22 protein-coding genes are annotated in these 16,202 nt (G+C 56.1%); 18 read left to right on the top strand and 4 right to left on the bottom strand.

The window, feature by feature from the left end; translation table 11 throughout:
- Positions 1–169 precede the first annotated feature (169 nt).
- Together Q7U76_18510 and Q7U76_18505 are read right to left on the bottom strand one after the other, a co-directional pair.
- Positions 170–430: a DUF4321 domain-containing protein gene (locus Q7U76_18510; protein ID MDO8358376.1), complete on the bottom strand. Its 261-nt coding sequence runs from the start codon at positions 428–430 to the stop codon at positions 170–172.
- A 101-nt stretch (positions 431–531) separates the two neighbouring features.
- Complete coding sequence (locus Q7U76_18505; protein ID MDO8358375.1) at positions 532–1,365, bottom strand: IS1 family transposase; 834 nt, start codon at positions 1,363–1,365, stop codon at positions 532–534.
- Between the two features lie 164 nt (positions 1,366–1,529).
- Between Q7U76_18505 and Q7U76_18500 the strand changes: the two genes are divergently transcribed.
- From Q7U76_18500 to Q7U76_18490, 3 genes are read left to right on the top strand one after another with little or no spacing between them, the layout of a single operon-like run.
- Positions 1,530–1,937 carry a type II toxin-antitoxin system RelE/ParE family toxin gene (locus Q7U76_18500; GenBank protein MDO8358374.1) on the top strand — a complete coding sequence of 136 codons (408 nt, stop codon included), beginning with the start codon at positions 1,530–1,532 and terminating at the stop codon, positions 1,935–1,937.
- The gene (locus Q7U76_18495) at positions 1,915–2,388 is read left to right on the top strand and encodes a helix-turn-helix domain-containing protein (protein MDO8358373.1); all 474 of its coding nucleotides are present in this window, start codon (positions 1,915–1,917) and stop codon (positions 2,386–2,388) included. The genes Q7U76_18500 and Q7U76_18495 overlap by 23 nt, the downstream gene beginning before the upstream one ends.
- 14 nt (positions 2,389–2,402) lie before the next feature.
- Positions 2,403–2,708 carry a DUF3467 domain-containing protein gene (locus Q7U76_18490; protein ID MDO8358372.1) on the top strand — a complete coding sequence of 102 codons (306 nt, stop codon included), beginning with the start codon at positions 2,403–2,405 and terminating at the stop codon, positions 2,706–2,708.
- A 29-nt stretch (positions 2,709–2,737) separates the two neighbouring features.
- On the opposite strand, the gene Q7U76_18485 is transcribed toward Q7U76_18490, so the two are convergent.
- A complete protein-coding gene (locus tag Q7U76_18485) occupies positions 2,738–2,977 on the bottom strand; it encodes a hypothetical protein (GenBank protein ID MDO8358371.1) in 240 nt (79 codons plus the stop codon).
- Positions 2,978–3,169: 192 nt separating this feature from the next.
- On the opposite strand from Q7U76_18485, the gene ffh reads away from it, so the two are divergent.
- From ffh to Q7U76_18430, 11 genes are all read left to right on the top strand, one after another.
- Positions 3,170–4,516 (top strand): signal recognition particle protein, encoded by a 1,347-nt coding sequence (ffh, locus tag Q7U76_18480; GenBank protein ID MDO8358370.1) that lies wholly within the window; start codon positions 3,170–3,172, stop codon positions 4,514–4,516.
- A 47-nt stretch (positions 4,517–4,563) separates the two neighbouring features.
- Complete coding sequence (gene rpsP / locus Q7U76_18475) at positions 4,564–4,860, top strand: 30S ribosomal protein S16 (protein MDO8358369.1); 297 nt, start codon at positions 4,564–4,566, stop codon at positions 4,858–4,860.
- 3 nt (positions 4,861–4,863) lie between these two features.
- Positions 4,864–5,400, top strand: a complete 537-nt coding sequence (gene rimM / locus Q7U76_18470) for a ribosome maturation factor RimM (protein ID MDO8358368.1) — start codon at positions 4,864–4,866, stop codon at positions 5,398–5,400.
- Positions 5,390–6,181 carry a tRNA (guanosine(37)-N1)-methyltransferase TrmD gene (gene trmD, locus Q7U76_18465; GenBank protein MDO8358367.1) on the top strand — a complete coding sequence of 264 codons (792 nt, stop codon included), beginning with the start codon at positions 5,390–5,392 and terminating at the stop codon, positions 6,179–6,181. The genes rimM and trmD overlap by 11 nt, the downstream gene beginning before the upstream one ends.
- Positions 6,178–6,600: a 50S ribosomal protein L19 gene (gene rplS / locus Q7U76_18460; protein MDO8358366.1), complete on the top strand. Its 423-nt coding sequence runs from the start codon at positions 6,178–6,180 to the stop codon at positions 6,598–6,600. The genes trmD and rplS overlap by 4 nt, the downstream gene beginning before the upstream one ends.
- A 70-nt stretch (positions 6,601–6,670) precedes the next feature.
- Positions 6,671–7,309: a ribonuclease HII gene (locus Q7U76_18455; protein ID MDO8358365.1), complete on the top strand. Its 639-nt coding sequence runs from the start codon at positions 6,671–6,673 to the stop codon at positions 7,307–7,309.
- Positions 7,306–7,698, top strand: coding sequence for a YraN family protein (locus Q7U76_18450; protein ID MDO8358364.1), 393 nt, complete (start codon positions 7,306–7,308; stop codon positions 7,696–7,698). Before Q7U76_18455 ends, Q7U76_18450 begins: the two co-directional genes overlap by 4 nt.
- Positions 7,699–7,705: 7 nt before the next feature.
- The gene (gene ftsE, locus Q7U76_18445) at positions 7,706–8,374 is read left to right on the top strand and encodes a cell division ATP-binding protein FtsE (GenBank protein ID MDO8358363.1); all 669 of its coding nucleotides are present in this window, start codon (positions 7,706–7,708) and stop codon (positions 8,372–8,374) included.
- Entirely contained in the window at positions 8,371–9,270 is a 900-nt protein-coding gene (ftsX, locus tag Q7U76_18440) for a permease-like cell division protein FtsX (GenBank protein MDO8358362.1), read from the top strand. The genes ftsE and ftsX overlap by 4 nt, the downstream gene beginning before the upstream one ends.
- Positions 9,267–10,454, top strand: coding sequence for a peptidoglycan DD-metalloendopeptidase family protein (locus tag Q7U76_18435; GenBank protein ID MDO8358361.1), 1,188 nt, complete (start codon positions 9,267–9,269; stop codon positions 10,452–10,454). The genes ftsX and Q7U76_18435 overlap by 4 nt, the downstream gene beginning before the upstream one ends.
- A 26-nt stretch (positions 10,455–10,480) precedes the next feature.
- Positions 10,481–11,854, top strand: coding sequence for a S41 family peptidase (locus tag Q7U76_18430; protein MDO8358360.1), 1,374 nt, complete (start codon positions 10,481–10,483; stop codon positions 11,852–11,854).
- Here the strand turns inward: Q7U76_18430 and Q7U76_18425 are convergent.
- Positions 11,851–12,327: a histidinol-phosphatase gene (locus tag Q7U76_18425; protein ID MDO8358359.1), complete on the bottom strand. Its 477-nt coding sequence runs from the start codon at positions 12,325–12,327 to the stop codon at positions 11,851–11,853. The genes Q7U76_18430 and Q7U76_18425 overlap by 4 nt on opposite strands.
- A 112-nt stretch (positions 12,328–12,439) precedes the next feature.
- On the opposite strand from Q7U76_18425, the gene thiS reads away from it, so the two are divergent.
- The 4 genes from thiS (at position 12,440) to arc (ending at position 16,202) form a co-directional block, all read left to right on the top strand.
- Positions 12,440–12,700 (top strand): sulfur carrier protein ThiS, encoded by a 261-nt coding sequence (thiS, locus tag Q7U76_18420; GenBank protein MDO8358358.1) that lies wholly within the window; start codon positions 12,440–12,442, stop codon positions 12,698–12,700.
- The gene (locus Q7U76_18415; protein ID MDO8358357.1) at positions 12,690–13,463 is read left to right on the top strand and encodes a thiazole synthase; all 774 of its coding nucleotides are present in this window, start codon (positions 12,690–12,692) and stop codon (positions 13,461–13,463) included. The genes thiS and Q7U76_18415 overlap by 11 nt, the downstream gene beginning before the upstream one ends.
- A gap of 204 nt (positions 13,464–13,667) precedes the next feature.
- Positions 13,668–14,300, top strand: a complete 633-nt coding sequence (thiE, locus tag Q7U76_18410; GenBank protein ID MDO8358356.1) for a thiamine phosphate synthase — start codon at positions 13,668–13,670, stop codon at positions 14,298–14,300.
- Positions 14,301–14,525: 225 nt separating this feature from the next.
- Positions 14,526–16,202, top strand: coding sequence for a proteasome ATPase (arc, locus tag Q7U76_18405; GenBank protein ID MDO8358355.1), 1,677 nt, complete (start codon positions 14,526–14,528; stop codon positions 16,200–16,202).

The following is a 16,202-nucleotide window of genomic DNA, read 5'->3' as shown; positions in this document are numbered from 1 at the left end:
GCCTGTACGTCAGAGAAAAGAGGAGAGCGGTTTCGCAGGCTGCTCAAAAAGACCGTCCAGCAAGGCCGCAGCCGATGAAAGCACCGGAGGCGTAGCCTCTGGCTACGTTGAGGATGCTTTCGAGGCGAGAACGAAGCTGGCGGGCTTTTTCAGCAGCCGACCAGAGTTGCTAGACGTTCTTGTAGAGGTAAATCCCCAGAAACATCCCGAGGAGACTGAGGAGGTTAATATTCAAGATAAAACCGATGGTGAACTTGAGGAGGACTAGATCAATTGTCAGCGGGGGATTGATGCCGGGGGTGAAGTTGCTGGCGAATACTGCCTGAATGGTACCCTGTGGAGCCATGACTCTGAGGATTTCTCCCAGTACTCCGCCTAGGAGGCCACCGATGAGCACGAAAATGAGCAGAATCCAGGGTGATTTTCTCACGACAACTGCCTCATAACTCTGCGTAGTCTTAGGGAGATAATGGTAGGACCATAACGAAAGGTCGAGAGCATGTCAATAATATCTCCGCCTTCGGTAGTGGGTCAGTTTGAATCGATTAAATCTGCGATTTCCTCCAAGCTCCACACATGAGTTGCTACTCCCGCTTCCATCGCAGGCGTTACCCGTAGCGTCTGGTGAATCCTGGCGAAGTTATAGTGCATAAAGTGGAGGGCCACGGCGTGGGCCTGGTTTTCGATCTTCTTGCTGAAAGCATTGGTCAGCCGGGTCATCCTCCGCATGCTCATCCGCATGGTGAGGTTCTGCCGTTCCACAAAGCTCGTTGAGGCCTGACGCAGATCTGGGTTGCCTTGCACCTTAATCTTGCGCGTTCCACAGCATTCAGCAGGGCTGTACCGAGTCGTTCCTTTGTTCGGGGGAGCATTGTAAATCTTGTCGAGCATGGCATAGTCCACTTCCCCACCAAAGGCCCGTTCTACGGCTGTCAGATAGGCCCTGTATCCATCGGTCGTGAGTTGGACCCGATTAGCGAGACGGCTAGCAAGATCATCGATGAACTTCCTGGCATAGTCTGCGCTCCGGCCCCCAACCAGGAACGAGACAATCAACTTGCTGTCTGCATCGATGGCCGTCCAGGTCCAGACATCGCCAAAGCCAAGTTTTCCCTTCATTTCTTCCGGGACGTTCTTTTCTTTCGCATAGCAGAAGCTCCAAATCTCATCACATTGAATCTTCTTACAGGGTAGGTTCCGCAAGTATTGATCTTGATACTGTGCACAGGCCTTACCTAGATCAGCCAACAACTTCAGCACGGTACCTTTCGCTGCGCCGGTCATGCGGCAGGTAGCACGGATGCTATTGCCTTCAACCAAGGCGGCGATAATCTGAACTCGTTTGGCTTGCGTCAGCTTGTTCATGGCTCCCTCCGTGGTGACAGAGGTATTATGCTTGAGCGGTCATGCATTGTCAATAACTTCCCTTGACTCTAGGCACATCCATGCCCATCATTCGCAGCTAGCGACTTTTAAATATAACAAATACGTGATATTGTTGGCAATGGACAACATACCATTGATGTGATATGAATAAGCATTGGACGATACGGCAATATGGGGCTGTTCTTGCTGATTTCTTGGAGTGGGTCAGAAGTGACGCGGCTCTAGAGGCTGAGACCCACGTCTATCTTCAGAAGCTCGGCGAGCACGGCAATATGCTGCGACAGCCATATTCTAAGCCGTTACGTGATGGCATATTCGAATTACTCCCTCATACCGACGAAATTCAGGCTAGGCTATTATATTTTTTCGGGGTCATGAAAGACGGAAGTCCTAAGGCGGTAATTACCAATACATTCGTCAAAAAAACTCGCAAGACTCCTGATGAAGAAATAGCGCTGGCAAAGAAACGCCGTAAGGAACTTGAGGATCAAGACAAAGGGAACAGGAAGAAAAGAGGCAGTTATCATCATGGCAACAGAACAACCCATTAATCTTAATATCGGGAAGCGCCTTAAGGAGGACCATGAGTTTCGGAAGAGTTTCTTCCGTGCATTGTCTCGCAATGAAATAGCCGCACAAATCATTAAGCTGCGCAAAATGAGGAATATGCGCCAAAGTGATTTGGCAGATGCCGTAGATACTGGACAGTCGGCAATCTCTAGGCTCGAAAAGGCCGATTATGCCAGTTGGAACTACCAAACTCTCCTCGGTATTGCGGAGGCGTTACAGGCGAGACTACACATTCAATTTGAGCCAGTTGAGAATGCTATTGCCCAATATGGACAGCAAGAAGAATCGATTCTCGATAAATTCGTAACCGGCGATACATTATTTACGACAGAAGAGCGGCATGATGAATATGCCTTGGTCGATCTTGCCAAATCTCAAGAGAACGTCTGTCTTTCCACAACAGAACAACAGCCACACGAGTACAGCGTCTGAGATCATTGGGGAGCATGAAAATGAATAAGAAGAAAAAAGCAGAAGAAAAGACCTTGCAACCTAAGGCTCGTGTCAGAAAACTACTATCAGACCCGAATGTGCCGACCTATTATTCAAATACCGTAGAAATTGCCACATCCGGCTCAGACTTTCGCATTAGGATAGGTGAAATCTTAGAAGCTAGTGCGGAGGAGATTCTAGTTAAACATAGAGCTACCCTCTACTTCTCTCCCCGTCACGCCAAAGAAGTAGCTTTATTGTTCGAAAAAAAGGTGAAGGAGCACGAAAACAAGTACGGAAAAATTACTCCTACTGAGTAGAGCCAGGAAACAATCATCCAAACGGAGGATTATTTCCATCGAGCATTAGCAGCCTTCTTGGCAATCTGTGTTCGTTCCTTAGCGGTCAGCTTTTCAGCCCTGGCTTTCCCGCCCTTCAGCCCTCCTAGACGGCCCAGGGCTACGGCGGCAGGGTTCTTCTCTGGCTGGTTCTTCTTCTTGGAGGGCTTCTCTTCTGGTTTACCAGTCACAGCCTGAAGGATCTCAAAGGCCGTGACGTTTACATCAGTGGAAGGCTTCTTCTTTTTCATGCCCCAATCATACCTGACCGCTTAAGCACAGGCAAGATCATGGCAATTCAAACTGACCCACTACCCCGCCTTCCGCTCCCTTGACTTCATCCTGTCAGGTCATTTAGACTCCCCGATGCTCTTTTGCTAGAATTTTCGAGGTGATCGGAGATTTGGGGTTAAGGCTTCGATTGCCTTTTTCTTTGTGACGTTATGCTGGACGCGCTCAGCGAAAAATTCGAAAAGATCTTTAAGAAACTACGCGGTTCTGGGGTCCTCACCGAACAGAACATCGCGGAAGCCTTGAAGGAAGTTCGCCTCGCGCTGCTCGAAGCCGATGTCAACTTCAAGATCGTCAAGGACTTCATCGAGCGGGTTCGAGTAAAGGCTGTTGGGCAGGAAGTTCTTCAGAGTTTGACCCCCGGGCATCAAGTGGTCAAGGTCGTGTGGGACGAGCTGCGAGAGATGATGGGCGGGGAACGAGCCGGTTTGGCTCTGGCCTCGAATCCCCCCACCGTCGTGATGATGGTCGGGCTTCAAGGCGCCGGAAAAACGACGACGTGCGGCAAGCTCGGGCGGTACGTCAAGGCTCAGGGGAAACGGGTTCTTCTGGTCGCGGCGGATCCTCGTCGCCCGGCAGCCGGCGATCAGTTAGCGAGTCTGGGGCGTGACCTCGAGATCGACGTGCATCGGGCGGATCCGGCTCAGGCGGCCCACACAGATGTCGTTCGCATTTGCCAGGCTGGCGTGGAGCGGGGCCGGGTGCAGGGATACGACCTCGTCCTGCTGGATACCGGCGGGCGTCTCCACATCGACGATGAGTTGATGGGGGAGCTGGTGGCGGTGAGAGCAGCCGTGCAGCCGCACGAAGTGCTCTTAGTCGCTGATGCGATGACCGGCCAAGATGCCGTCACGATGGCGAGCCAGTTCGATCAACGGATCGGGCTGACGGGCGTCATTCTGACGAAGGTTGAAGGCGATGCCCGTGGCGGGGCGGTGTTGTCGATCCGGGCGGTGACCGGCAAGCCGATCAAGTTTTTGGGTGTGGGCGAGAAGCTGGACGCATTGGAGTTGTTTCATCCCGATCGGATGGCCTCGCGCATCCTCGGCATGGGCGATGTCCTCTCGCTGATCGAAAAGGCGCAGGAGACCTTTACGCTCGAGCAGGCGGAGGATGCGCAGAAGCTGCTGAGCAGCCAGACGTTCACGCTGGAGAGTTTTCGTGCTCAGCTGGGGCAGGTCAGTCGCATGGGCTCGCTCGACCAGATTTTAGGCATGCTGCCGGGCGGTCAGAAGCTCAAGGGGGCGATGGAAGGGCAGATGCCCGAGCGGGAGATGAAGCGAGTCACGGCCATGATCGACTCGATGACAACTCGTGAACGCCGCGATCATACATTGATCAATGGCAGCAGAAAAAAGCGGATTGCGCGTGGAAGCGGGACGAAGGTGGAAGAGGTGAATCGGTTGATTAAGCAGTTTCTCTCGGCGAGGAAAATCGCCAAGGTTATGGCAGGGTCGGGAGGGCGCCGGCAGTTGGCGCAACTTCTGCGCTCGATGTAAGGGGCGATCACAATCATCACAGTGTGTTGTACAGAAGGAGGATTCTAGTGGCTGTTCATTTGAGATTGACGAGGACAGGACGACATAAGCGACCGCTCTACCGCGTAGTGGCAGCGGATTCACGGAAGCCGCGCGACGGGCGATTCCTGGAAATTCTTGGGATTTTCGATCCCTTGAAAGAGGCGGGTCTGCCGGAGCTGAAGCAGGATCGGGTCTTGAGCTGGTTGCGCCAGGGAGCTCAGCCGACCGTCACGGTCAAGACGCTTCTCCGCCGTGCTGGCGTTTGGAAGACGTTTGAGGCAGAGAAAGCGGCAGAGAAAGCCGCGAAGAAGAAGGTCGCTTAGTCTGTGACCACGGCTCAGGCAGATCTGATCACGATCGGCAGGATCGAGCGCCACTTTGGTGTGCGCGGCGAGTTCAAGGTACGATCGTTGAGCGATGTGCCTGGCCGGCTGGAGCAACTCAAGCAGGTGCAGGTTTTGGAGCTGACTGGGCAGGTCGTTGAGAAGACGGTGGCTCATGTTCGGCGTGCCGGCTCGACCTATATCATGAGTCTTGTGGGGGTGACGACGCCGGAAGGTGCCGTCGCGTTACGCGGGGGATTGATCCAAGTGCCGCGTTGTTCGGCAGCGACGTTGGCGGCGGACGTGTATTTTGAATGCGACCTCATCGGGATGACGGTTGAGAACGAGCGGGGCGACGAGATTGGAGTGGTAGAGACAATTTTGGAGATACCGGACAATCACGTCTTCGTCGTTCGCAAGGGGACGGAGGAAGTCCTCATTCCGGCTGCGAAGAGCTTTGTGACTTCGGTGGATCTCGTGCAGCGCAAGATGATGGTTCGCGGGATTGACGGCTTGCTTGAGGATCGCCATGCGGTGTGACATTCTGACCCTATTCCCCGACATGGTGGCGCCGGTGTTGAGCCAGAGTATTCTGAAGCGAGCACAGGAAAAAGGTCTGTTGCATGTCACGGTGCGTAACTTGCGCGACTATACGCTCGATCGCCATCGGGTGGCGGACGATGTCCCCTACGGCGGAGGGGCCGGGATGGTGATGAAGGCCGAACCGATTTTGCGCGCAGTGGAACAGATTCAGGCCGACTATGCGCTGGCCGGGGAACAGATTCGGTTGTTGTTTCCGTCTCCACATGGTCGGCCATTCACGCAGGCCTATGCAAAAAACCTGGCGGCCGACACCCGTCGGCTAGTCATTCTCTGTGGCCACTACGAAGGGGTCGATGAGCGGGTGCGTCTCGCCTTGCACCCGGAAGAGATTTCAGTCGGGGATTATGTGTTGACTGGAGGCGAGTTGCCGGCGCTGGTGCTCATCGATGCTGCAGCCCGGTTGGTCCCCGGTGTGTTGGGTGATCCGGAGTCGATTGAGGAAGAGTCGTTTACGGATGCATTGCTCGAATATCCGCACTACACCAGACCGGCGGACGTTCGAGGGATACCCGTGCCAGAGGTGTTGCTTTCAGGGCATCACGAGGCCATTCGTCTGTGGCGTCGGAAGGAATCCCTGCGAAGCACGTATCAGAGACGGCCGGATCTGTTGCAAGATCGGGTCTTGAGTCTCGAAGATCAACAATTGCTAGACGAACTTACTCGTGAGGGCGTGGTTGGCACGCCTGTTCGATGTGGGGAGGAAGGGGTAGTCTCATGAATCGGTTAGAGCGGATACAACAGTCGTTCGTAAAGCCATCGGCGCCTAGCTTTGAAATTGGCGATACTGTCCGCGTGCATGTGAAAGTCGTCGAAGGAGAAAAAGAGCGTATTCAGGTGTTCGAGGGAGCCGTGATCGCCCGTAAAGGGTTACTGAACACGGAGACCTTCACAGTACGCAAAGTTTCCTATGGCGTCGGTGTGGAACGTATTTTCCCGATCCATTCGCCGATCGTGACGCGCGTCGAGGTCATGCGCCAGGGTAAGGTGCGCCGGGCCAAGCTGTATTATCTTCGTGGGAAGAAGGGCAAGTTTGCCAAGGTTGAAGATCGGGAGTTCGTCGCGAGTGCGAAGGCGAAGCCCGGGGTCGCTCGTAAGACTGAAGAGCCGGCCACGGCCGCTGTGGCTCCGAAGGCCTAGTCTCATTCCCTGGTTCTATCGACCACGAATGTCGGGTGCCCTTTCAACGGACGCATCGCGGGGCCACATCGTGGGACCTACCGACGAATTTGAATTGGAAGCCCGGCGGCGCGGCTATCGCCGCATCGCCGGTCTGGATGAAGCCGGACGGGGCCCTCTTGCGGGCCCTGTCGTCGCGGCGGCGGTGATCCTGCCCTCTCGTTGCCGCTTGGTCGGCGTCAACGATTCCAAACAAGTCTCTGCGTCTGATCGCGAGCGGCTCTACGAGGTCATTGTCGGACGGGCTCGCGGTATTGGTGTGGGGATCGCGACGGAGCAGGAGATCGACCGCCTCAATATCTTAGAAGCGACTCGTCTCGCCATGTGCCGTGCAGTGGAGTCGCTGACATCTCCGGCGGACTGCCTCTTGATCGACGCCGTCACCTTATCGAATCTCGCCATTCCCTCACGCTCGATCATTAAGGGCGATACGTTGTCGATCTCGATTGCCGCCGCGTCCATCGTGGCGAAAGTCACGCGCGACCGTTTGATGGAGGCGCATCATCAGACCTATCCCCAGTATAATTTCCTGTCCCACAAGGGCTATGGGACAGAAGAGCATTTACAGCGGCTCGCGCAACATGGCCCCTGCGCCATCCATCGGCGCACGTTCGCTCCGGTTGCTCGGCTCCTGAGCGGCCATGGCGAATCTCCACAGGCGATTTCGTGACCATCCTTGACCCACGAAGGCTCTTCGGGCAAGAAGGAGAGTCGGCGGCAGAGCAGTACTTGCGCGACAAGGGGTATCGGATTCTGGCGCGCAATGTGCGTTCGTCGGTGGGAGAGTTGGACCTCGTAGCTGAAGACGGTCAGGTGCTGGTCTTTGTCGAGGTGAAGGCGCGTCGCACCGATGCATTTGGCGGCGCGATCCATGCCGTGCATCAGCGGAAACAAGAGAAGTTGATCCAGTTGGCCGCGCAGTATTTGGCCCGGCACCATCTCAAGGATCGATCCTGCCGATTCGATGTAGTTTTGTTGCAAGGCACGAACGCCGAGGCTTCGCAGATCGAGCATATTCAGAATGCGTTCGACGTCCCCGGGGACGATCTTCGATGGTAAGAACACAATGATTCAATTGATTCATGTCTCGAAACAGTACGATCAGCGGTCGGCGCTGTCGGACGTGACGCTTGAGATCGGCAAAGGGGAGTTTGTGCTCCTCATGGGACCGAGCGGCGCGGGCAAGTCGACGCTGTTGCGGATGCTGATCGGGGCCGATCGGCCCGATGAGGGGCAGATCTTCGTCCATCAGAAAAATGTGACGGCGCTGAAGCCATCCGACATTCCCTATCTGCGCCGCAAGGTCGGAACGGTGTTTCAGGACTTTCGGCTGTTGCCGAAGAAGTCTGTGTTCGACAATGTCTCGCTCCCGTTGCTCGTACAAGGCGTGTCTTCTGCCGACATCCGTCGGAAAGTGACGGAGGCCTTACGGGCAGTCGGCGTCGAGCACAAGCGCGATCAGCTTCCGGCCGGCCTCTCGACGGGGGAGCAGCAACGGGTCTGCATCGCGCGCGCGATCGTCAATGGTCCGGTCGTCTTATTGGCCGACGAGCCGACCGGCAATTTAGACCCGGTGTTGACGGCTGAGATCATCGAACTGTTTAAGCTCATTAACGCGCGGGGTACGACGGTCGTCGTGGCGACACACGATCCGCTCGTGATGGCGCAGGTGAATCGGCGGGTGCTCACCTTGTCGCAGGGCCGCCTGTTGCCGGAACAGAGAGGCTTGGCATGAGGACGCTGGCCTATCTCCTGAGAGAATCCTGGGTCAATATGAGGACCAACCGGATGACGACGATGGTCGCCATTTTGACCACGGCCTTTACGCTGGCCTGTGTCGGCATCTTTTTACTGCTCTATGTCAATTTGCGGGCGGCAGCCGGATGGCTTCAGGACGACATCAAGATCATGGTCTATCTCGATGACCGGCTTGCGTCCGATTCGGTCGCGGAGGTGGAGCAGCATTTGCGGAGCGATCGTGCCGTCGCATCCCTGTTGTTTATCTCGAAAGAGCAGGCGCTGGGAGAGTTCAAGGCGCAGTTTCCTTCGGAGTCTCACTTACTTGAGGGCTTGGGTCAAAATCCCTTGCCGGCCTCCTATGTCGTGGCGCTCAGTCCGTCGTTCCGTTCGCCGGATGCGGTGAAGCGATGGGCCGAACGGGTGAGGCAGATCGCCGGCGTGTCCAAAGTCGATTACAATCAAGATTGGATCGATGCCCTCGCAACGGTGATTCGATCGATTGAGTTAGTTGCGATCGGCATCGGCGTGATCCTTTCGGCAGCTGCCGTGACCATTATCGCCAATACCATTCGCCTGACCCTATTTGCCCGACGGGATGAGATCGCCATTTTGCGTCTCATCGGGGCCACGACCAGTTTTATCCGTATTCCCTATCTGGTGGAGGGCGCCGTGCTCGGGGCCTTGGGCAGCGCGCTCTCACTGGTTATGCTCAAGTTCATGTACGAATTGTTTCGGCAGCAAATGCGGACGACGGGTCGATTTGCCGGACTCGACAGCCTCATGGCATTCTTTCCCCCGTCAGTTTGTCTCGCCCTCATTGCGGTAGGGATGGGGCTCGGGTTTGCCGGCAGTTTCGTATCGATCAGGCGTTTTGGCGAGGGTAAGGCATGAGCTGCTGGATTGGACTCAGGGTCGGAGTCATAATCTGGGGGTTGCTGAGTCTTTTCTGCCTAGCGGTTGCGATGGCCGATCCGATCGTCGACAAGATTGAGAAAGAACGCAAGGCGCTCGAACAGCTCAAAGATCGGATTGAAGAAAAACGCAAACAGGCCGATGAAGCGGGCAGAAAACGGGAGTCGCTCTTGCAGGGGATTCAGACGCTCGACGAACGTGTGTTGTATTACCGGCAGGCGCATCAAGAGGTTAGCCGGAAGTTGAAAAAAAAGGATCAGGAGATCGAGGTCTTGAATGAGCAGTTGTCCGGGCTAAGGGGTAGTGTGCGCGAACGGCAGGATGCGATCTTGGCGCGATTGAGGGTCCAATATATGGAAGGCCGCTTCGGGTATTGGAAGACCTTGCTGGCCTCGGATTCGTATGGAAACTTTCAGCGGAGGCTTCAGTATCTTTCGGCTGTGTCTGAACGGGACTATGCGCTCATGGGCACCTTTCGGACCGATATGACCCGTATGGAACAGGCGGAGCGACAGCGGGAAGAGGCACGAGTCGGGATGCTCTCATACAAACAGAGTACCGAGAAGCAGCTCTCCGAAATGAAGTCGGTCAAACGAGAAAAAAAGATCTATCTCACCAAGATTACCCAGCAAAAAGAGTCGTACGAACATGCCCTTCAAGAACTGGAGCGGTCCGCCTCGCGTATCGACAGTCTGTTGCATGAGTTGGAGACGCGCCGTCGGGCGACAGCCGTTCGGCCTCCGACCGGGGGGATGGCCCCTCGGGGAGCGAAGGGCGCCTTGCCCTGGCCGGCTGATGGGAGCGTGATCTCTTTCTTCGGTCGTCAGAAACATCCGACCTTCAATACCTATGTGCAACGCAGAGGGATTGAAATTAAGACGGTCGAGGGGAGCGATATCCATGCGGTGATGCCGGGGGCCGTCGTCTATGCGGACTGGTTGAAAGGGTACGGGCTCGTTATAATCCTCGATCATGCGAATGGCTTCTTTTCGCTCTATGCTCATGCCTCGAAAATTCTTGTGACGGTGGGCGCACAGGTCGAAGCCGGACACGCGATCGGTGAAACAGGCGATACGGGCATGACGGGTGAAAATACTCTATACTTTGAGTTGCGCGAGGGGGCGGAGCCGTTGGACCCCCTTCAATGGTTAGCAAGGCGATAGGGAACGGGAAGAGGAAAGGACGTTATATGATGGAACAGTATCCCCGACGACGATTCTGGATGGTAGGCCCGACGGTGGTGGTGGCGCTGGTGCTGGGCGTGATGCTCGGCAAGGGTTGGGAACGGACCGGGCATGCCACGGAAACCTACGAAGAGTTGAAAACGTTTTCCGAGGTGTTGACCCAAGTTCAGAAGAGTTATGTCGATGAAACGAAGGTGAAGGATCTCGTTCAGGGAGCCATTCGTGGGATGCTTTCCACCCTCGATCCGCATTCGGCCTATATGACGCCGGATATGTATAAAGAAATGCAGGTTGAAACGAAGGGTGAGTTCGGGGGCGTGGGTATCCAGATCGGCGTGAAGGAGAACCGGTTGGCGGTGATCGCGCCCATCGAGGGGACGCCGGCCTACCGGGCGGGGATCAAGCCAGGCGATTTCATTACCAAGGTGAACGACGAAACGACCAAAGACCTCACGCTGATGGATGCGGTTCAGAAGATGCGCGGCCCCAAGGGCTCGAAGGTCAACTTGACGATTCAGCGCGACGGGACTCCCGATCCGCTCCAATTTACGCTGGTTCGCGACACCATTAAGATCGAGAGCGTGAAGTCGAAGGTGTTGGACAATATCGGCTACGTTCGGCTGACGCAATTCCAGGAGTCGACAGGGCGGGATTTGAGTAAGGTGCTCAAGCAGTTCAGGGAGCAGAAGCTCCAGTCGACCATCCTGGATCTCCGCAATAATCCAGGAGGATTGTTGACGGCCTCCGTGGAGGTCTCCGAGCAGTTTCTCCCTGCCGGAAAACTCGTGGTCTATACCAAAGGACGCGAGAGCAAGAAGGATGAATGGATTGCCAAGGGGAAGGATCAGATGGACGATTCGCCCATGATCATTCTCATCAATGAAGGATCGGCGAGTGCATCCGAGATCGTAGCCGGTGCATTACAAGACTACGGGCGGGCGGTGATTGTCGGGACGACCTCGTTCGGCAAAGGGTCGGTGCAAACGATTCTCCCGCTGGGGGATGGCTCCGGTCTCCGCCTCACGACGGCGAAGTACTACACGCCAAAAGGGCGCTCGATCCAATCGACCGGCATCACGCCTGACATTGTTGTCAAGGCGCAGCTCCCGACCACGGTGGCGAAGGCAGGTGAGACAAAGGCTGGGGAAAAAGAAGTGGAGCCGAAGCAGGCCAAGCCTGCGGTTGTGCCGGGGAAAGATCAGCCGGCTCAGAATGGTAAAGCGCCTGAAGAGGGCCAATCGAAGAACGGCACCGTGCCACAGCCTTCTTCCGTCGATGCCTCTGGCGATCCTTCGCTCGAGCAGGACGTCCAACTGCAAAAGGCGGTGGAAATGTTGAAGACCTGGAAGATCTTTAAGGAGCTTCCTCGCGCGTCTTAAATGGGGGGCTGTTGCGAAGCGGTGATTGCGTCAAGCAGCCGTTCTTCCGATCCTGAGAACCCTGGTACGGTGCGCAGCATGTGCGACCGTACCAGCCGTTCGAGGTCGGCCAATGTGGTAATGCAGAGGCGGGTATAGAGGTAGGCCACGAGCGATTCGGATAGTCCCGGGAAGTGAGCCCAGGCCTTCACCGACTCTGGGAGTGGCGTTCGCAAGGCTTCATAGGCCTGGATTGCTCCCGTTCTGAGAAATTCCTCAATCTTGTCGGCCAGATCTCGGCCGATTCCATCAATGTCTTCCAATCCCTGCCGTGCCGCGACCTCTGCGATGTCCTCTTCCAAGGCTTCGATGGCATCCGCTGCCCTTCGGTAGGCTCTGACCCGATAGGGGTTCGCCCGCTGAGCGCCTAAGCGTTCAGCGATCGACCGAAAAATGCCGGCAACCTGCTGGTTATGTTGTGGCGATGTGACCATAGTTGAGCTGGCGCTATTCTGACGTGATCAGGGATAGGGGGCAAGGGGAGAGTCCCCTCGGCCCCGCAGATTTATTGACATTCTGAATTCTGCTCCCCTAGGATGAGTGACGATGGCAGAGGCGATTCAGATTCATGTGAACGGCGATCCACGGGACGTTCGGGCAGATGCTACCGTGGGGGATCTCCTGCGTGAGCTTGCCATTAAGACCGAGCGTGTGGCGGTGGAATTAAATTTAGAAATTCTCGATCGCAAAGAGTTCGACCAGCGAAGTCTGAAACAAGGGGATCGAGTGGAGATCTTGAGCTTCATCGGCGGCGGTGCGCCATTGGATGTGTACGGCAGAGGAAGGGGTTTCGTCCATGCAGAATGATCCGTTGACCATTGCCGGTCGTGTGTTTACGTCTCGGCTGTGGGTGGGGACAGGCAAGTATAAGGACTTTGCAGAAACCAAGAAAGCCATCGAAGCGTCGGGCGCCGATGTGGTCACGGTGGCGGTGCGGCGTGTGAACATCACCGATCGCTCCAAAGAGAACCTGCTCGACTATCTCGATCCAAAGAAGTACATCATTCTTCCCAATACCGCCGGCTGCTACAACGTGGAAGATGCGCTGCGTTATGCCCGTTTAGGCAGGGCTGCCGGTGTGTCGGACTTGATTAAACTGGAAGTGCTCGGTGACGAGCGGACCCTGTTCCCCGATACCGCCGGATTGATCGAAGCGGCAAAGATCCTCGTCAAAGAGGGCTTTATCGTGCTGCCCTATACCAATGACGATCCCATTGTGGCCCAGAAGCTCGTTGACGTGGGCTGTCCAGCGGTCATGCCCTTGGCGGCGCCGATTGGATCGGGACTCGGTATCCGCAATCCCTATAACCTCAAGATCATCATGGAAATGATCAAAGTGCCGATCATCGTGGATGCCGGCGTCGGGACCGCGTCCGATGCCGCCTTTGCGATGGAGTTAGGGGCGGATGCGGTACTCATGAACACGGCCATTGCTGGGGCCAAAGATCCCATTGCGATGGCTGAGGCCATGAAATATGCAGTCTATGCCGGACGTCTCGCGTATAAGGCCGGGCGTATTCCACGAAAACTGTATGCCACAGCCAGCAGCCCGATCGAAGGCATGCTCTAGCAGGATGCTGAAAAAGGGAGCGGGGTGGCTGGGACGATCCCTTTGCTCGCGCAACGCGCGGTCTCAGAAGACCCTCGTTGGACGCGCGCAGTTGGGATCATCCCATCCACCCCTAAATGAACGGTCGATCGCCTGCGGCCTTGCTGGACAGCCGTTTTGAGTATCCTGCCCAGGACTCAGCAGTCAGGATTCAGCACTTCTCCGATGCCGAAACTTTCTAGCCGCCTTCTTGTCGTCACGGATCGCCACCAGACCAAGGGGCGGCCGTTGGTGCCTCTTCTGCAGCGAGCGCTCACTGTTGGAGCGCCTGCCATTCAACTCCGCGAGCGCGACCTTTCTGTTCGAGACCTCTTGGCGCTTGCGCGTGAGGTGCAAGCGGTAACGGCCGCGCACAGATCCCAACTCCTCATCAACGATCGGATCGACATCGCATTGACGCTGGAAGGCGCCGGCGTGCACCTGCGCAGCAATAGTCTGCCGGTTTCCGTTGCCAGGCAGTTGCTGGGGACAGAGCGCCTTCTGGGTCTGTCTGCCCATGGGGTAGAGGAGGCGGTGCAGGCAGAGTCTCAGGGCGCAGACTACGTCATCTTTGGCCCGATCTACGAGACCCCATCGAAGCAGGCATTCGGTCCTCCGCTCGGACTGCATAGCCTTGAGAAGGTTTGTCGATTGGTCCGCATCCCGATTATCGGAATCGGTGGAGTCACGGCGGCGCGCGTAGGTGAGATGCGGCAGGCCGGCGCATTCGGTGTGGCGGTGATCACGGCGATTCTTGGCGCAGACGACGTGGAGTCGGCGACAAGTGAGCTGTTCGATGCTGTCATGCGCGCGACGTGACGTCGTTCAGTCACGGTTCTCGTGCTGTCGCATGCTGCGGTCCGGTTGACCACCTCAGGAACGGATGATAGAATCCGCGCAGATAAGGGCTTCTCGACGCAGCAAGGGTTTTCGCGTTCTTCGAGTAACGCCATGGCTGGCAAGAAAGACAGTCCGAGTCGATTCCGGTCTCTCCGAGATTCCGTCACGCAGATCACCAAGCGGCTGACAGAAGGAGAAACGGACATGGCCTCACGCAGCGACGAACAGACCCGCGAGGTGGAAAAGCTTCGCGTGCAGATCCAGTCGATGGAAGAAGAAATCCGTCGGCTCTACCAGTCCCGCTACCAGCTCGACCAAGCCACCAAACAGAACGAGAAACTCGTCACCACGCTCCAGGAAGCGAAGGCGCAGATCGAAGCCTTGCGCGCCGAGGTTGAAAAATTGACCGCGCCGCCCTCTGCCTACGCCATTTTTTCCAGTCTCAATGATGACGGAACCGGCAATGTCTTCGTCTCCGGACGAAAGATGAAAGTCAGTTTGCATCCGTCCATCAATGGCGCGGCCTTGCGCAAGGGGCAGGAAGTGCTCCTGAACGAAGCGTTGAACGTGATTGAAGTGAAGGGCTTCGATATTCAGGGTGAAGTCGTGAGGCTCAAGGATGTGCTGGAAGGCAATCGCGCCTTGGTGACGTTGCATTTCGACGAAGAGAAAGTGGCCGAACTTGGCGATCCGCTGATAGCCGAACGATTAAGCGTCGGCGACCATCTGCTCTACGATCCTCGCTCCGGCTATGTCATCGAAAAGCTGCCGAGGTCAGAGGCGGAAGAAATGGTGTTGGAGGAAGTGCCCGATGTCGACTATGAGCACATCGGCGGGTTGCAGCATGAGTTGGAACAGGTCCGTGATGCGGTGGAGCTGCCGTTTCTTCATACGGCCCTGTTTTTAGAGTACAAGTTGAGCGCGCCCAAAGGAGTGTTGCTCTATGGGCCGCCAGGATGCGGGAAAACCTTGATCGCAAAAGCGGTCGCCAATTCGATTGCGAAGAAGCTCGGACATCTCACCGGCAAAGAAGTGCGGAGTTACTTCTTGCACGTGAAGGGCCCGGAGTTGCTCAATAAATATGTCGGCGAGTCCGAGCGTCAAGTCCGCGAAGTCTTCAAGAAAGCGAAAGAGCGGGCGGCGGACGGGAATCCCGTCATCGTATTCTTCGACGAAATGGATGCGCTGTTCAGAACGCGGGGCACTGGGATTTCCTCCGATATCGAGTCGACGATCGTCCCGCAGTTTCTCTCAGAGATCGACGGCATGGAACGATTGCGCAATGTGATCGTGATCGGCGCCAGCAATCGCCAGGATCTCATCGATCCGGCTGTCCTTCGCGCCGGCCGGTTAGATGTGAAGGTCAAGGTGGGGCGTCCCGATGCCGTGGCCGCGAAGGATATTTTCTCGAAGTACTTGAGCGTCGATCTGCCGTTTGCCGAGGAAGATTTGAAGCGCCATGGCGGAGACGCCAAGGCCTTGGTTGAACAGATGGCCGATCTCACGGTCGGGGCCATGTATGCGTCCTCGGAAGAAAATAAGTTCATCGAAGTCACCTACGCGAACGGTGAGAAGGAAGTGCTCTACTTCAAGGATTTTGCGAGCGGGGCGCTGATCGAAGGTATCGTGTCGCGCGCGAAGAAGTTCGCCGTCAAGCGGACGATTGCGAAGGAAGGCCGGGGCCTTCGATCCGATGACTTAATCCGCGCCATTCGGGAAGAGTTCAAGGAACACGAAGACCTGCCCAATACGACCAATCCTGACGATTGGGCCAAGATCTCCGGGAAGAAAGGCGAAAAGATCGTGCATCTTCGGACGATCAGCGGCAGCCCGGACGAGTCGCGTCAGATCGAAACGGTCACAACCGGACATTATCTCTAA

It is taken from the genome of Nitrospirota bacterium (assembly GCA_030645475.1).
Taxonomy (GTDB): Bacteria; Nitrospirota; Nitrospiria; order Nitrospirales; family Nitrospiraceae; genus Palsa-1315.
Note: the sequence above shows the minus strand (reverse complement) of the source record. Positions and strands in the feature narration are given on the sequence as shown.

Bases quoted from the DNA above. Each gene is read 5' to 3' on its own strand.
- ffh (MDO8358370.1), top strand. From the start codon at position 3,170: ATGCTGGACGCGCTCAGCGAAAAATTCGAAAAGATCTTTAAGAAACTA.
- thiE (MDO8358356.1), top strand. From the start codon at position 13,668: ATGCCGAAACTTTCTAGCCGCCTTCTTGTCGTCACGGATCGCCACCAG.
- Q7U76_18485 (MDO8358371.1), bottom strand. From the start codon at position 2,977: ATGAAAAAGAAGAAGCCTTCCACTGATGTAAACGTCACGGCCTTTGAG.
- Q7U76_18490 (MDO8358372.1), top strand. From the start codon at position 2,403: ATGAAAATGAATAAGAAGAAAAAAGCAGAAGAAAAGACCTTGCAACCT.
- Q7U76_18415 (MDO8358357.1), top strand. From the start codon at position 12,690: ATGCAGAATGATCCGTTGACCATTGCCGGTCGTGTGTTTACGTCTCGG.
- trmD (MDO8358367.1), top strand. From the start codon at position 5,390: ATGCGGTGTGACATTCTGACCCTATTCCCCGACATGGTGGCGCCGGTG.
- thiS (MDO8358358.1), top strand. From the start codon at position 12,440: ATGGCAGAGGCGATTCAGATTCATGTGAACGGCGATCCACGGGACGTT.
- Q7U76_18495 (MDO8358373.1), top strand. From the start codon at position 1,915: ATGGCAACAGAACAACCCATTAATCTTAATATCGGGAAGCGCCTTAAG.
- Q7U76_18425 (MDO8358359.1), bottom strand. From the start codon at position 12,327: ATGGTCACATCGCCACAACATAACCAGCAGGTTGCCGGCATTTTTCGG.
- Q7U76_18430 (MDO8358360.1), top strand. From the start codon at position 10,481: ATGATGGAACAGTATCCCCGACGACGATTCTGGATGGTAGGCCCGACG.
- rplS (MDO8358366.1), top strand. From the start codon at position 6,178: ATGAATCGGTTAGAGCGGATACAACAGTCGTTCGTAAAGCCATCGGCG.
- ftsE (MDO8358363.1), top strand. From the start codon at position 7,706: ATGATTCAATTGATTCATGTCTCGAAACAGTACGATCAGCGGTCGGCG.
- Q7U76_18505 (MDO8358375.1), bottom strand. From the start codon at position 1,365: ATGAACAAGCTGACGCAAGCCAAACGAGTTCAGATTATCGCCGCCTTG.
- ftsX (MDO8358362.1), top strand. From the start codon at position 8,371: ATGAGGACGCTGGCCTATCTCCTGAGAGAATCCTGGGTCAATATGAGG.
- Q7U76_18500 (MDO8358374.1), top strand. From the start codon at position 1,530: ATGAATAAGCATTGGACGATACGGCAATATGGGGCTGTTCTTGCTGAT.
- arc (MDO8358355.1), top strand. From the start codon at position 14,526: ATGGCCTCACGCAGCGACGAACAGACCCGCGAGGTGGAAAAGCTTCGC.
- Q7U76_18435 (MDO8358361.1), top strand. From the start codon at position 9,267: ATGAGCTGCTGGATTGGACTCAGGGTCGGAGTCATAATCTGGGGGTTG.